The sequence below is a fragment of the Caldalkalibacillus thermarum genome (assembly GCF_014644735.1).
Lineage (GTDB): Bacteria > Bacillota > Bacilli > Caldalkalibacillales > Caldalkalibacillaceae > Caldalkalibacillus > Caldalkalibacillus thermarum.
The window spans coordinates 1-13,297 of the sequence record NZ_BMKZ01000016.1 but is presented as its reverse complement, the minus strand read 5'-3'; the positions used below and the strand labels follow the sequence as shown (position 1 = coordinate 13,297).

At 47.8% G+C, this 13,297-nt stretch carries 17 protein-coding genes; 1 reads left to right on the top strand and 16 read right to left on the bottom strand.

Features of this window, described 5'->3' with window-relative positions:
• Nucleotides 1–90 precede the first annotated feature (90 nt).
• The 6 genes from IEW48_RS08055 to IEW48_RS08030 form a co-directional block, all read right to left on the bottom strand.
• Nucleotides 91–1,662 (bottom strand): flagellar hook-associated protein 2, encoded by a 1,572-nt coding sequence (locus tag IEW48_RS08055; RefSeq protein WP_188623355.1) that lies wholly within the window; start codon nucleotides 1,660–1,662, stop codon nucleotides 91–93.
• A 76-nt stretch (nucleotides 1,663–1,738) separates the two neighbouring features.
• Nucleotides 1,739–2,101, bottom strand: a complete 363-nt coding sequence (gene flaG / locus IEW48_RS08050) for a flagellar protein FlaG (RefSeq protein ID WP_188623354.1) — start codon at nucleotides 2,099–2,101, stop codon at nucleotides 1,739–1,741.
• 113 nt (nucleotides 2,102–2,214) lie between these two features.
• A complete protein-coding gene (locus tag IEW48_RS08045; protein WP_188623353.1) occupies nucleotides 2,215–2,607 on the bottom strand; it encodes an acetyltransferase in 393 nt (130 codons plus the stop codon).
• A 146-nt stretch (nucleotides 2,608–2,753) separates the two neighbouring features.
• On the bottom strand, nucleotides 2,754–2,924 hold the full coding sequence (locus IEW48_RS08040; RefSeq protein ID WP_158306366.1) for a hypothetical protein: 171 nt from the start codon (nucleotides 2,922–2,924) through the stop codon (nucleotides 2,754–2,756).
• A gap of 581 nt (nucleotides 2,925–3,505) precedes the next feature.
• On the bottom strand, nucleotides 3,506–3,673 hold the full coding sequence (locus IEW48_RS08035; protein WP_229703991.1) for a helix-turn-helix domain-containing protein: 168 nt from the start codon (nucleotides 3,671–3,673) through the stop codon (nucleotides 3,506–3,508).
• 110 nt (nucleotides 3,674–3,783) lie between these two features.
• Entirely contained in the window at nucleotides 3,784–4,668 is an 885-nt protein-coding gene (locus IEW48_RS08030) for an RNA-guided endonuclease InsQ/TnpB family protein (protein WP_188623352.1), read from the bottom strand.
• Nucleotides 4,669–4,844: 176 nt separating this feature from the next.
• Between IEW48_RS08030 and IEW48_RS08025 the strand changes: the two genes are divergently transcribed.
• Nucleotides 4,845–5,390, top strand: a complete 546-nt coding sequence (locus tag IEW48_RS08025) for a Uma2 family endonuclease (RefSeq protein ID WP_188623402.1) — start codon at nucleotides 4,845–4,847, stop codon at nucleotides 5,388–5,390.
• 51 nt (nucleotides 5,391–5,441) lie between these two features.
• Here IEW48_RS08025 and csrA read toward each other — a convergent pair whose 3' ends face one another.
• The 10 genes from csrA to IEW48_RS07975 form a co-directional block, all read right to left on the bottom strand.
• Nucleotides 5,442–5,672 (bottom strand): carbon storage regulator CsrA, encoded by a 231-nt coding sequence (csrA, locus tag IEW48_RS08020; RefSeq protein WP_188623351.1) that lies wholly within the window; start codon nucleotides 5,670–5,672, stop codon nucleotides 5,442–5,444.
• Nucleotides 5,673–5,678: 6 nt separating this feature from the next.
• On the bottom strand, nucleotides 5,679–6,146 hold the full coding sequence (fliW, locus tag IEW48_RS08015; protein ID WP_188623350.1) for a flagellar assembly protein FliW: 468 nt from the start codon (nucleotides 6,144–6,146) through the stop codon (nucleotides 5,679–5,681).
• A 93-nt stretch (nucleotides 6,147–6,239) separates the two neighbouring features.
• Nucleotides 6,240–6,707, bottom strand: coding sequence for a hypothetical protein (locus IEW48_RS08010; protein WP_188623349.1), 468 nt, complete (start codon nucleotides 6,705–6,707; stop codon nucleotides 6,240–6,242).
• A 119-nt stretch (nucleotides 6,708–6,826) separates the two neighbouring features.
• The gene (gene flgL, locus IEW48_RS08005; protein ID WP_188623348.1) at nucleotides 6,827–7,717 is read right to left on the bottom strand and encodes a flagellar hook-associated protein FlgL; all 891 of its coding nucleotides are present in this window, start codon (nucleotides 7,715–7,717) and stop codon (nucleotides 6,827–6,829) included.
• Nucleotides 7,718–7,819: 102 nt separating this feature from the next.
• Nucleotides 7,820–9,412 carry a flagellar hook-associated protein FlgK gene (flgK, locus tag IEW48_RS08000; RefSeq protein ID WP_188623347.1) on the bottom strand — a complete coding sequence of 531 codons (1,593 nt, stop codon included), beginning with the start codon at nucleotides 9,410–9,412 and terminating at the stop codon, nucleotides 7,820–7,822.
• Between the two features lie 11 nt (nucleotides 9,413–9,423).
• Complete coding sequence (locus tag IEW48_RS07995) at nucleotides 9,424–9,927, bottom strand: flagellar protein FlgN (RefSeq protein WP_188623346.1); 504 nt, start codon at nucleotides 9,925–9,927, stop codon at nucleotides 9,424–9,426.
• 16 nt (nucleotides 9,928–9,943) lie between these two features.
• Nucleotides 9,944–10,213: a flagellar biosynthesis anti-sigma factor FlgM gene (gene flgM, locus IEW48_RS07990; RefSeq protein ID WP_188623345.1), complete on the bottom strand. Its 270-nt coding sequence runs from the start codon at nucleotides 10,211–10,213 to the stop codon at nucleotides 9,944–9,946.
• Between the two features lie 156 nt (nucleotides 10,214–10,369).
• Nucleotides 10,370–10,720 carry an STAS domain-containing protein gene (locus IEW48_RS07985; RefSeq protein WP_188623344.1) on the bottom strand — a complete coding sequence of 117 codons (351 nt, stop codon included), beginning with the start codon at nucleotides 10,718–10,720 and terminating at the stop codon, nucleotides 10,370–10,372.
• Nucleotides 10,717–12,846: a flagellar assembly protein A gene (locus tag IEW48_RS07980; protein ID WP_188623343.1), complete on the bottom strand. Its 2,130-nt coding sequence runs from the start codon at nucleotides 12,844–12,846 to the stop codon at nucleotides 10,717–10,719. The genes IEW48_RS07985 and IEW48_RS07980 overlap by 4 nt, the downstream gene beginning before the upstream one ends.
• A gap of 17 nt (nucleotides 12,847–12,863) precedes the next feature.
• On the bottom strand, nucleotides 12,864–13,154 hold the full coding sequence (locus IEW48_RS07975) for an ATP-binding protein (protein ID WP_188623342.1): 291 nt from the start codon (nucleotides 13,152–13,154) through the stop codon (nucleotides 12,864–12,866).
• Nucleotides 13,155–13,297: the final 143 nt, after the last annotated feature.

The window sequence follows — 13,297 nt, the reverse complement described above, 5'->3', positions numbered from 1 at the left end:
TCCTTTGACAGCTTAAATCGTTCCTTTAATCAAATATGGAAATGCGCTCCCCGGTTAAAATGAGCTTTTCACGTTGAAGAAGTGTCAGCCTTACATGTTAAAGAAGTGGGTCAGCAGGAACATGGTTTGCTGGTTCATGTCATTAATGGCCTTCTCCATCGCGGTAAACTGGCGCCAGTAACGTTCCTCAATGCGGGCCAAACGGTCTTCCCAACGGGCAATCTGATCATCTATGTCACGCAATTGCCGCCCCAAGACACTTTGATCCCCTGTCGTGATGCCCGGGGAACCGGCCCGGTCACGGAGGCGGCTGATGCTGTCACCCACCACCTGATAGATGCGCCGCCCGATGCCCATTTGATCCCGGTTGCCTTCTTCCGCCGGAGCTTGCGTAAACAAGGCCATGACTTCATCAGGACGCTCAGCAATCGCTTCCCGCAACTTGGCTTCGTTAATGACCAGCCTGCCCCCGTCCCGCCAGTTGCTTGAGGTGGTAATGCCGATTTCCGCCAAGTGGCGCAACTGGCCGGCAGGAATGCCTTCTATCGGGTTGGTCCAAGCCTGGCGCAGGTCAACCAGCACCTGGCGCAGGAGGGGATCATTGCGCAACAGGCCGCTCCGGGCCCGTTCGTCCCAGCGCTTGGCCTCCGTTTCGGACAAGGCTTCCCGCTGCTCGTCGGTCAGCGGAGGATAGTCCCTGTAACGGGGTTCATTCAGTTTTTCATTAATTTTGTCGATCAGTTCATTATACGCTTCGACAAAGGCTTTAATCTGCTCAAAGACCTGATCAGGATTGGATTGGACCGTAACCGTATATTCCCCCGTCTGGTACAAGGTCAGGTTCATCCCCCGCACCGAGATGTTATTGGTAGTATGTTCGATTGTATCAATGCCGTCAAAATCAACGATAGCATTTTGTCCTTGAGCGGTATACGTGCCCTCATACGTGGCAGGATCAGTGCGGCCTAAAATATATTTGTCGATAAACTCGACTGTTTGGCTGGCACCGTCCACTCCATCCCCGATGGTCAGCTGCATATGTTCCCCTGTTTCTCGGGTACTGATAAAAAAGCGGCCCAGGGTGTCATCAAAAGAGGCTTGAAGACCTAAGGAAACCTCCTTGCCATCTTCAGTCACTGAAGCCCGGGACAGTTTGCGGGCCAGTGTGGAAAAGGTATCTTCGGCAGTGATGGTGATCTCGGCTGTCCGTTGGTTCGTTCCATCGTTCACGCTGACCTTGATGGTGAAGCTGCCTTCTGTTGCATCACGTCCCATGGCTGCAAAGATATTGGTTGAGGCTTTGACATCGTTCCCGTCTTTGTCTTTGATCCGTTGCTCGGAACGGATCTCCGCCCCTTTCGCTAACTGGATGACTTCCACGGTATAGGTTCCCGCCTGAGCTGAGGCTGTGGCCGTTGCCTTTAAGCCACTTGCATTAGAGCTCATCGCTTGCAGGGCAATGAATGTGGACTGCAAACGCATATGGGCGTGCGTATCCCGGAAGGTTCTCAAGGCGAGGTTCATCTCCCGGTAGGCATCCCGCTGCCAGCTCAACCATTCCCTCCGCTGGAACAGCTTGTCCATCGGGATCCGTTCAGCCCGCATCAAGTCTTGGACAATCTGGTTAATATCCATACCTGAGGCCAAACCGGCAATGCGCATCTGTGACCCTCCCGTTTGTCGATTGTGTTTTCTTTACCTGCCCTTGAATGGCAGCTGACCGCCTCCAGCCATCAAGTTACACTTTTTCATCGACAATCAGCCCGACAAACTGAAGCATGGAGACGTACATATCAAGAAGTTTCTCAGGGGGAATCTCCCGGATCACTTCCTGGCTCTCCTGATCCACCAGGCGTACAATATAGCGGTCCAGCTCTTCGTAAAGTTCAAAACGCAAAGTTTTATATGCCGGTTTCAAAAATTCATTCAATCCTTTAAGGGTCTTTTCCAAATCTTCTTTGGTCAGTTCCAGCTGGGGTGAACTTAAGCGCTGTTCGGCCGGTTGCTGGGATTGTTCCCGATGCTGGGTGCGAATCTCGCTTTCCCCTTTGCGCTGCAGGTTAACATGCAGTGAAGACGATGTGACCGGTTCGATTCCCATAAAAAAAGCCTCCTTCACCGATAGTTACCTTTACTTTATATATCGGCAGGAGGCAGGCGAGTGTTTAACACGATTTTGAACCGGAGACATTAAGTTACTAATCTTATAAAAAATTAACCCAATATTCGAAATAACTGAACAAGACCTGTTTCATTATCCTTTTGCAAGACTTTAAAATTATTTTTTTCGTAAAAGGATATGAGTTTCTGGCAATCTTCGCATTCAACAAAAACAAATCTTCCCCCAACAAGGTTAAAAGCTTCGATAATAAGACTTATAGCATATCCTAATATTTCATTTCCGGATATTCGATCTTTGTATACGTCATTTTTACCTAACTGTCCAATTAAATACCCTGCAACATTTTCAGTATTTTTAAACAGTCCATCAAGCCTTTTGCGTACACTATTCGATACATTTTCTCCAATATATAAAGGCTTAACAGTTAATGCAAAATATGCGATGATTTCAATTTCATTATTATTCTCTAAAGCATACTTATCCACAAGGAGATACGTTCTGCTTTTTGAAACCTTTTCATATATGACTGCTTTACTTCTTAAAAAATTTTCAACATCATGGTTCCGATTACAGGAAAATTTAGAAAGGTATCTGGTGACCTCTTGTTCACCAGCATATTCAAGAAATTCCCTTAACGAGAGTATTTCTTTTTCAATAGCAAACTACCCCTTTGTAATTCTTTTCTTATATTGATAGGCTGGATTAACTTACCATGCTTTGGAGTCTCTAGTTCGTGTATTAAAATATTTGCAGCTGTATCATCTTTAATTATCATTTTTTTATCAAAAGATACCGTAGCCATATCTATACCCTCCCCCTTCTTATTACACATATGCTATCACTCCTTTATTTGGTGACAGCCATAGCATATGTGTTATCCCTAACAAATATTCTTAAACCAATTATACCCGAAATAAAATCATTTATAAAGTCAAACACAGAGTTAAATCAAAATTGACTTGTGTTGTAATGATCAACACTTTTTAACAGAATGTATCTGTGGAATCCACAATCCGGCCGGACCAGGCGGGAAAAAAGGGCCGAACATGAACGCTGGTCCCATGGGCACAAAAGGGTTACACAAGCCGGACAGCAGCCAAACAGGGAAAAAGGGGGAGTTTACAGGATATGCGCGCTTGGGACAGAATGGGTTGAGTTTTCGGTGACTGGGATACTTGGTTCCAATGGCGGGTGCAAAGTGCCGTTTAGAAGGGCGTTTGGCCGGGGAACGCTTCTTGCCAGGCATCATCGTTTCCTCCCTTGTCAGGGTTATGTGTTTAGTGTATGCACAAGGGAGGGCAGGAGAATGGGTGGATGGGGCTCAGATTTTACCTAGTTCTTCCTTCAACTTGTCAATTAGGCTTACTTCCAGTCTTCTCCCCTTCATACAATTGCAGCTGCTTCTTCTTCAACGAGCGTGAGCTTTAACCCTAAGGCTTCAGCTACTTTCGTCAGTGTATCTACTCGCGGAACCACACCTTGACTTTCCATACGGGAAATTGCGAACTGTTTCAATCCAGCTCTGTCTGCCAGCTCTTTCTGAGGTGACATACTCCCACCACCTACGCTAACGCTTAGAGGTGGGGGCTTCTCGGGTAATTCCTTCTAACGAAGGAAAATTGACCGAGCGATCCCCGTGTGCCCCACGGTTCGAGATCCAGTCAGGCAGTCCCTAACTGTTTCAGACCTTCCTTTTTGATATTGATGGCGGCGTTGATATCTCTGTCTGCCACAAAACCGCATGCACAACGAAATAGACGTTCGGAAAGCGATAGAGACACCTTCACTCGACCACAACATGAACACGTTTTGGATGAGGGGAACCATTTGTCGATTTTGATCAGCTTCTTTCCCTGTTCTGCTAACTTGTATCGAAGAAAAGTAGTGAACAGGCCCCAACCGTTGTCGTGGACGCTTTGACCGAAATGGAGGGCTTGAGCCATCCCTTTCATGTTGAGGTCTTCAATCACCACGGCATCATACCGGTTGGCCAATTGTCGTGAAGCCTGATGCAGAAAATCCTGACGTTGGTTGGCAATCTTTTCGTGCAACTGGGCGACTTTCAGCCGCTGTTTGTGCCAACGCTTGGAACCTTTCCTGCGGCGTGACAGCACCCGTTGGGCTCGGGCCAGTTTTTCCAAGGCTTGCCGATAGAATCGAGGATAATTGGCTCTCTTACCCTCGCTATCGACATACAGCGTATTCATGGAAAAATCGAGCCCAACAACGTTTTCTATTTCTTTTGGCACCGGTTGGTGTTCATAAGAGAAGAAGTTGGTGAATGCTTTTTGCAAGTTTAATTGAGCGTTGGCTAAGGCAAGGCTATCGACTTCTTTAAGCCACGGAAAATCTTTTTTGTACTTGGCCGGAGTGGGAAATTTGTGCTGTTTCAAAGCTTCTTTGTCGTCTTTGAACGTGTCATAGATGTGTTGACGTTCCTCAAGCATTTTGTTGTAGACGAAACGGACACAACCGAACGTTTTGGCGAGCAGTTGTTCCTGTTCTTGTGTTGGATACAGACGGAATTTGTAGGCTTTGTTGGGCATATCCGCATCACCTGCCCACAATACGAACGTTTGTTTGATTTTATTTTACCACACTCATCATATTGAGGCTACATCAAACCGACATTCATCTCCCACTTTCGCTTCGCTTAGAAGTGGGAGACTTCTGTCGGAGGTAAGTTAAAAAATCTGGCAAAACCTATACTTATGCCGATTACCTGAACTGGCCGGATGATGAGCGCCTCGAACTGATCAACGGCGTGCCTTACCTGCTGGCCCCTTCACCCTCCCGCCAGCACCAAGAGGTTGTCATGGCGTTATCTGCCACACTGTATCAGGCCCTGCGAAACCATCCCTGCCGGGTTTATGTCGCGCCCCTTGACGTTCGTCTGGTGAACAATCAAGATGAGCAGGAGGCGCACATGATCAATGTGGTTCAACCCGATATCGTGGTCGTTTGCGACCCGGCCAAATTGGACGACAGGGGAGTGAAAGGGGCTCCTGACTTGATCATTGAAGTCACTTCACCCAGTACAGCCACCAACGATTACATCCGCAAGCGGAAACTTTACGAACAGCATGGGGTGAAAGAGTACTGGATCGTCCATCCTATTGACCACATTGTGATGGTCTATCTGCTTAATGATCAAGGTCAATATGAAGGACCCGTTTTTTACAGTAAGGAAGATGAAGTACCTGTTCGAATCATTCCTGGCGTCAGCATTAAGTTAGAAGAGATATTTTCCCAGAAAACGGATCAGTAAAGGAAACTTTTCTTTCTTTATAAGTTGTCAGAAAACCAGAATGGGCAACCCTCACTCAATGTTACTTTTTAACTTCTTCAACCACTCCGGATCAAAAGCCGTCATCCGGGCGGCCCGGTTTTCCTCCTGAATGGCCTGGTATACTTCCTGGCGGTGGATGGACACCGATTTTGGCGCTTCAATGCCCAGCTTGACCACATCCCCTTCCACAGCGACCACTTTGACTTCAATTTGATCATCAATAATAATGGATTCTCCTTTTTTACGCGCCAAGACAAGCACCCGTTATCACCCCTTCTGCCCCGCATTGGCCTGCTTATTCTCGGGAACAAACAGGGGCTGCTTGAGCAGATAATCCTTGTTCTCCACAACCACTTGCTTGCCCAGTCGCTTGGGTACATTAATGACCAGCGGCGCCTTCAGATTGGTAGTCGCATCGTGCAGTGAGCCTCTCACAGTCACCGTAGTAAACAGAGAAACATCCTCAGGCTTTTCTATTTGGAGCTTATCGACCACCGCGTCACTCAATTCGACCTCATAGTCCGGGAAAAAACGGAGCGGATTAAGCACCAAAAAGCTCAAATCCCCTTCCTCAATAGACTGTAGAAAATAAAACGGCTGCTCATCCTGTTCATCCAGTGGCAGAAGCACATAGCGGGTACATGTTTCAAATCCTGGTAGCCCTTGAGGAAACGTGATCACTTGTTCCTCTGCATAGTGCACCTGTCCAAAACGGGGGGAGTGTATTACCTTCATCAGTTTCACCCTTTCCATAAAAATACGCTTGGTTAAACCAGGGGTAGTCAAGCCATCCAAACAAAAAAGCGGTTACATGACAATGTGTAACCACTAGTCATTGGCCGCCTTTTTCAAACGGTGCATATCCCGCTCCAGGTCAGCCGTACGGCGATGCTGATACTCCAGGTCAATTTCAATATAGTGCACCTTTTGCTCCAGACGGTCGAAACGCTCATTCACTTCTTCCCGGAATTGTTGCTGCTCTTTCCTCAATTCCTCTACGCGCTGGTTGGTTGAGGCCACAATAGAGAGCAATTGCTCGATCATCTGCTCATGTTTGTCCAGACGTTGCTCAATTTGCTCAAAGCGTCTGTCATGTTCATCCAAGCGCTGCTCCACTTTGTCCAAGCGTTGCTCCACTTTGTCCAAACGCTGCTCTACTTTTTCCAGACGGTGTTCGACTTTATCTATTCGTTTGTCCAAGCGGTGAACAGCGTGACCCAATTGGTCAATCTTGTCTCCCAGGCCCATGATATGTTTGCCCAGATCGCTGATCATACTTTCCAATCTCTCGCTCATTCCTGGCCTCCTTTCCCCTGCTCAGGGGGCGCGCTAATTAAATAACGTCCCCCGCAACCCACTCTGCTAGGCCTATTATACCGCACCTACCCCCGCACATCCACTTCACGGCTTATCCACTAACGCAGGAAGTCGATCAGACTGGGCTGGATGATGCGCGCTCCGGCAGCCAGGCTGGAACGGTAGATGTTTTCTTCCGTCCGCAGATTGATAATCACCTCAGCCAGGTCAGCATCTTCTGTTTTGGACAACAGATTGGTAAAGTTCAGTGTGTTGTCCTTCAAACGGTTGTCCATCAACTCCAAACGGTTATAGCGGGCGCCAATATCCGCCCATTTTTCCAGTACTTTGTCCATGCGGCTGTCCAATTGGCCCAATAACGCTTCTGCTGCTTCCGGGTCATTGTCTCGCAGCGCGTCTCTGATTTGGCCCAGAACAATAAACAGATTATCCGTTTCTGTCCCTTCACCAAAGATCTCTCCGGCATGCTGGTTAACCGCAATGGTGACGCCCCGTCCAACCTCAAATTCTATTTTTCCCGTATCGAACTGGGCCGCAGCAAAATCGTCGTCCGGATAAGGGGGCTGGTCCGTCCGCTGACCGTTAAAAATGTATTTCCCGTTAAAACGGGAGTTGGCAATTTCCCGCAGCTGTTCGATCAACTGATCAATTTCAGCCGCAATCGCTTGCAAGGATTGGGCTGAGTTGCTGCCCGTTGAACCTTGCACGGTCAACTCCCGGGCCCGTTGGATCACGTTCACCACCTGTCCGACCATGGTATCGGCGTTTTCCAGCCAGGACAGAGCCGAATCCAGATTGCGCTGGTATTGCTGGTTGGCCGCCAGCTCACTGCGGTAGCGGAGAGCATAGTTTAAACCTACCGGATCATCGGACGGTTTGCTGATTTTGCGCCCGGTAGACAGTTGCCACTGCACTTTTTCCAACCGGCTTAAATTGCGGTTCAAATTGTTCAGCATCTGGTCGCTGATCATTTTTGGCGTGACTCTCATCTCTGTACACCTTCCTCTCCAGATCCCTTCTCAAGCCACTTATGGGCGCTCAACTGTTAAACTGTTTCAATCTGGCAAACTAGACAAACCCCGGGAACCACTCTAACGCCCGACAATACCCATGCGGTTAATAATCGTGTCCAGCATCTGATCCACTGCGGTGACCATCCGTGCCGAAGCATTATAGGCATGCTGAAGCTGAACCAGGTTAACCATCTCTTCATCGAGGGAAACCCCGCTCACCGATTGCCGGCGGTTGTCCACAGCTTCCATGATGATTTTCTGGTTGCTGGCTTGGCGGGAGGCTTTCTGGGTTTGCACCCCGAGCTTACCTAACAAGGAACGGTAATAGTCATCTACCGTTCCCGGTTCACCCCCGATGTTGAACGCCTGGTCGCGCAATTGACTCATCATCAGAGCCAAGTTTCCGTTTCCTTTCAACACCTTCAATTGTCCATCCACGATTTCAACACGTGCCGAAGCGGCAATCAACCCCGCATTATGAGCGATATCAGGATTGAGGCGCACATTAGCAATGCGGAAATCTTCAAACGATATATTTTCAAAATCAGTTCCATCTGCCAAAACAAATAATGGCGGACCGCCAATGGCATTTCCATTTTCCTCACGCAACGTCCAACCCAGCTGGTGAAGGCCATTAATTCCATTAACCGTTATCTTATCTCCTGCTTTATATTCCACCAAAGTATGATTCTCCGGATCGTACAGTGCACTGTCAGCCGGCACAGTGATTTCAACTTCACCGTAAACCAATGTAAAGAACATTGCCCGCAGTTCATTCAAGTATCCCTGAACAATTTCGTTCTCAGCCTTCCACAAACTGTGCAACTCGCCGCTAAGGCCATTTTCTTGAACAGCCGAAAGCTCCACAATTCCTGCTGCGTTGCCGGAATCATCTTCACCTATCGTGTAATACGCGATGCCTTCGACTAACTTTATATCCTCACTGCCGCTACGCTGCAGCGTAATGGTGTACATCCCCTGACTGTCTTCTTCCACTTTAATGGCCACCAGCCGGGCCAATTCATCAACCAGCACATCCCGCTGGTCACGCAAATCGTTGGCGTTCATGCCCATTCCTTCAATGCGGCGGATTTCCTTGTTCAGTTGGGCGATGTGCTGAATATAGGTATTGGCTTCGATCCGCTTGACTTCAAAGCTGACTTCCAAGTCTTTTTGCAACTCTTTCAGTTTGGTTTCTGCATATTGAAAAGCATCCAGCATGGCCTGGGCCCGCTCGCGCACCACGGCCCGGGCCGTCAGGTTCTCCGGTTCCCGGCTCAAATCACTCCAGGCATTCCAAAACTGGTCGATGGTGGAGCGCAGGCCGTTTTCACTGGGCTCGTTAAAAATCAGTTCGATTTTCTCCAGCGCATCTTTTTGCACATGCCAGTAACCGTAGGAACTGGCCTCGTTGCGGTATTGATCATCTAAAAACTTTTCCCGCAAACGCACAATGGAAGAAAAATTAACGCCGGTTCCCAACTGGCCCGGAGCCACCGACCGGTTCAGGGCCGGGACTTCAATGGGGGCAGAGGCGGTAAAATTGACCCGCTGCCGGGTATAGCCTTTGGTGTTAGCGTTGGCAATATTGTGCGCTGTGGTATTGATGCCGGTTTGCTGGGCGTACAAGCCCCGCTTGGCCGTTTCCAAGCCATGAAACGTAGATCTCATCCTCTCACTCCCTATGCTTTAGTATCGAAAAAGCTTCGCCTGGATGGTTCTGAAGAATGGTTTTTCCCGTTCTGCTCCGGCTTCTGGTAAGTCAGCTCCGGTTCACTTTGGGTGAGCACCTCCAGCGAGTGGTTGACCACCTTAAGCGCATCCTGGGTCAGGCGCATGTTCAGCTCATTTTGCCGTTGCAAGCGGCCAATGATTTCAACCAACTGGGTGGCCAGCGCCTCAACCTGATTTCTTTCTTCCTTGTCAGGAATCAGGGGCAACAGGCGGGACAAGGTGATGTCCTCCTCGGCTTTAAGCCCAAGCCGTCTCAAATAATCTTCCACTTGAAACTGCCGTTCATGTTCCAGCTTGCTCATCTGCTTCAACCATTTCCCTTCTTCCTGCAACAAGGCCAACAGCTGCTGAACGTCCCCCTTCACCAAGACCTCCTGCTTCTTTTGGGCAATGTCCAGCATCATCTCATGGACCTGGATCATCTCTTCCAGAGTGGCGATCAACATGCGCATAGCAGAATCCGCTCCTTTAGCCTCGTCTAAACCAGAAATCAAAAAGGCGCTCAGCCACTTTCCTGCTGTCCACTTGATAAGTGCCGCTTTCCAGCTCGCTTTTAATCCTCTCCAATTTAGCCTGCCGCTTTTGGTTGAGAGCGGTTTGGGTATCTAACATGGCTTTGGCTTCTGCAGAAATTTGGACCTGATCCCGGCCCGGCTTTTCTCTTTTCTGGACGGGTTTGGCTGCCTGCTGCTGATAGGGATTGGGCCGCCAAACGCCATGGGTGTGATCGATTTTCATGCCCGTTCACCTTCCTCGAAGCTCATCTTCATCTCTCAATTATTAATTATATCGGTTGGGCAAGCCGGATTGTTAAGGAGCATCGTTAAGATTTTTCCCATAATCAATTTTTCCCTGATAAAAAAATGGAGAGGATTTATCCTTCCTCTCCCCAAATTATTTGTTCAAAAGTTCCTTTGCTGCAAGGGCTGTAGGCTGAAAACGTTCCTGTCCAATGACAGTAGACAGTCCCAGGACCTCAAAAATTTCTTGAATATTGGCAGAGATGTTAACCAAGTAGTACGGAATTTGCCGGCTGTCCAATTGCTGGCAGTATTTCAACAATTGGCCGATGCCGGTTGAATCAACAAATGTTAATTCCTTCAAATCAAAGATCACAGCTTTTAATGATTCATCGTGTAGGATGGACTCCATGACCTGGTCAAATGATACGACCGTTCCCATATCCAATTCACCTTGACAGTGTAAATGATGGATGCCGTCATCAACTTGAACCACCAAATTCATTTCTCTCTCCCCTTCTCAGAAAATGAAATGACCTTAATTGCCTGCGATGAAGGATCATAGCACAGACGGGCACAACGAAGATAGCGCTGGTTTTGGTAACTAATCCCATTAATGCTGATAATCACACCCACATTTAAGTGGTCTGCACAGACCTCCCCATCTTGTTCTCTGATGACCATGTGGGATTTGACACCGCTCCACACGCCCAACTCATGCACTCTGATCTTTTTGCCGGATTCAAGATATCCTCCCCTGACAATGCCGGGATCACCATCAACACAAATTTCATCTGCGGCATACAGCTTAGAATTGTACACACCCATTCCTTTAACATAAATACTGCCGCTTGCCTGAACCGTTGAATTTTGAATATAACTGGCCGCCACGTGACAGGGATTGAGCGTATGTTGTTCCAATTCCTGTTTCAATTCGTGCCCATAATGGACGAGCTCTTCTATTTCTGTAATGGACTTGATTGACAAAGGTCCCAAGCCTGTCAACTTCTCAACAAGTAATGTGAGCCATGCAGCAACTTGTTTGTGGTCTATGTTCGCTTGTTTGAAGTGATATTCAAACTGTTCTATATCTGTCTCGAGTTGGTTCAGCTTCGATTCAAGCAGCAATTTAATTAACCGTCCTATCCCATTCTTTAATAAGTCCTCCATTTTAAAGACAGGGATGGCTTTAAGCTGGTGATAAGCTTTGGATAGCATGTCCAATTGTTGCAAAATCCTCTCTATTCTGCTCAACAACAGCTGATAGGCCGAGACTTCCCCGCCTGCTGTCACTTGACTGCCAATCACATTTTTGACAACCTTTACATGCTGCCCAGCCACAATTTTTCCGCCAATGACAGAGCCTTTTATCTCCACGTTCCCCGATGCTTCAACGGACAGCCCTTCCAGCACATCCCCAGTCACCAAGACATCTCCATGGAATTTAATGCCGCCAGTTTCAAGAGACACATCTCCCTCCACGACATAAAGCGGATTGACACTCACTTTCCCCTTTGTGATCTCCGGCCTGCCGTCAATCGTGGCATACACATAGCGTCCGTCTGGACTGGAAACAACCCCTTTCCCCAGCCGGAGAGGGATCTCCTTTCCATCTGCAGCCGGGATGGGTTGGCCATATACATTGATCCCGTTAACCCCTTTTGAGGCCGGAATAACCTCCATGATCTTCTCTCCTGCTTTGACGCTTGGCACATGATGAACACCAAACCAGTCAATGGCTTCTTGTTCATCTCCTGCCTCTGACCTGGGTGTTTGGCTGGTATACAGCTTTTTAAACTGTGTGGGCCGGCCATCCTGTTTATCTTTTCCATTAGCAATCACATAGGGTTTTTGCTCTTTAAATCCTTCCCTCAACCACTGGTCAATACGTTCATAATTGATACCGTAGACAATACCTTTTTGATTAAGCAATTTAATCACATCACCAGCCGTAATTGGAAGCTGACGGCGTTTTTGTTCTATAAAGCGGATTTCTATTTTGTCGGGATGGGGCGTAAGCTGTGGAATAAGCTCAAAAGTTGCCTCTTCCTTAAGCCTTATCGTTGCTTCAATGTCCCTGTTGCGAGTCTCAATATGAATCCAGTTTTTTAATTCACCAAGATCAGGATGTAGTGTCACCTGGTCCGCGGCAGATAAAACAACCATATGTTTAAGGGGATTTCCATTAAGCAATAACTTGGCTCTTTGGGGAGGGAAGAGAATAACATTGTTCTCAAACAGCTCCCGGTTCATACACAAGCGGTTTTCCTCCCACCACACCATATCTTCTGTGGCTTCAGTCAGTGCAGATGCAGGGGAGGAAAGCTCCCCCTGCACAGAATGGGTACTTGGTACTTTGTCTGTACTGGGGGAGGAGTGATCAAGCAAACTTAACCATTGGACTAAATTCTCTTCGTTCAATTCATTTGTCATGCCTGCAGAATGATCTGCTTGTTGAGTTTGGCCGGGTTGTTTTTTTCTGATCCGAACCACAGCCTGACGTTTGGTAAAAATCCCTCTTTTTCCAGGGTCTAGGACTTCTATTTCTACATCTTCCCTTTGCCATCCTTTTTCTTCTAAAGCTTTATGCACAGCTTCCTCAACGGTATCACCCAAGGCCACATGATCCATCACTGACCCCTCCTTCCCTATGACGTCAATCCCAGTGTCTTATAGAAATATAGTCCCACAACGGTTCCCGCCCGGTCACTTTTTAGAAATAATTTATCGGTGTATTGACTCATCACATGGAAGCCCATGCCTAACGATGAACGAGTGGAAAAACCACGGACTAATGCCACTTGGGGAAGATGTTTAAGCTGAATGCCTTTCCCTTGGTCAATCACAAGGAAAAGGATCGCCCCTGTTGCAGACTCCTGCCACATTTCCACTTGACAGGAACCTGCATGCTTAAGGGCATTGGTTACAGCCTCCGTCACGGAAAGTAAAATGCCTACCTGAATCCGTGAGGATTCATCTATTAATCCCTCACCTGCTTTGGTACAATGGGAATAAGTATAATCAGACTCTCCCACCTGGCAGGTGAAAAGGATGCGGTTTATTATTAAAGCCTCTCATGAAC

Bases quoted from the DNA above. Each gene is read 5' to 3' on its own strand.
- fliW (WP_188623350.1), bottom strand. From the start codon at position 6,146: ATGAAGGTAATACACTCCCCCCGTTTTGGACAGGTGCACTATGCAGAG.
- IEW48_RS08040 (WP_158306366.1), bottom strand. From the start codon at position 2,924: ATGGCTACGGTATCTTTTGATAAAAAAATGATAATTAAAGATGATACA.
- flgM (WP_188623345.1), bottom strand. From the start codon at position 10,213: ATGAAAATCGATCACACCCATGGCGTTTGGCGGCCCAATCCCTATCAG.
- IEW48_RS08030 (WP_188623352.1), bottom strand. From the start codon at position 4,668: ATGCCCAACAAAGCCTACAAATTCCGTCTGTATCCAACACAAGAACAG.
- IEW48_RS08010 (WP_188623349.1), bottom strand. From the start codon at position 6,707: ATGAGCGAGAGATTGGAAAGTATGATCAGCGATCTGGGCAAACATATC.
- IEW48_RS07995 (WP_188623346.1), bottom strand. From the start codon at position 9,927: ATGCGCATGTTGATCGCCACTCTGGAAGAGATGATCCAGGTCCATGAG.
- IEW48_RS07985 (WP_188623344.1), bottom strand. From the start codon at position 10,720: ATGAATTTGGTGGTTCAAGTTGATGACGGCATCCATCATTTACACTGT.
- flgK (WP_188623347.1), bottom strand. From the start codon at position 9,412: ATGAGATCTACGTTTCATGGCTTGGAAACGGCCAAGCGGGGCTTGTAC.
- IEW48_RS08035 (WP_229703991.1), bottom strand. From the start codon at position 3,673: ATGTCACCTCAGAAAGAGCTGGCAGACAGAGCTGGATTGAAACAGTTC.
- IEW48_RS08055 (WP_188623355.1), bottom strand. From the start codon at position 1,662: ATGCGCATTGCCGGTTTGGCCTCAGGTATGGATATTAACCAGATTGTC.
- IEW48_RS07980 (WP_188623343.1), bottom strand. From the start codon at position 12,846: ATGGATCATGTGGCCTTGGGTGATACCGTTGAGGAAGCTGTGCATAAA.
- flgL (WP_188623348.1), bottom strand. From the start codon at position 7,717: ATGAGAGTCACGCCAAAAATGATCAGCGACCAGATGCTGAACAATTTG.
- flaG (WP_188623354.1), bottom strand. From the start codon at position 2,101: ATGGGAATCGAACCGGTCACATCGTCTTCACTGCATGTTAACCTGCAG.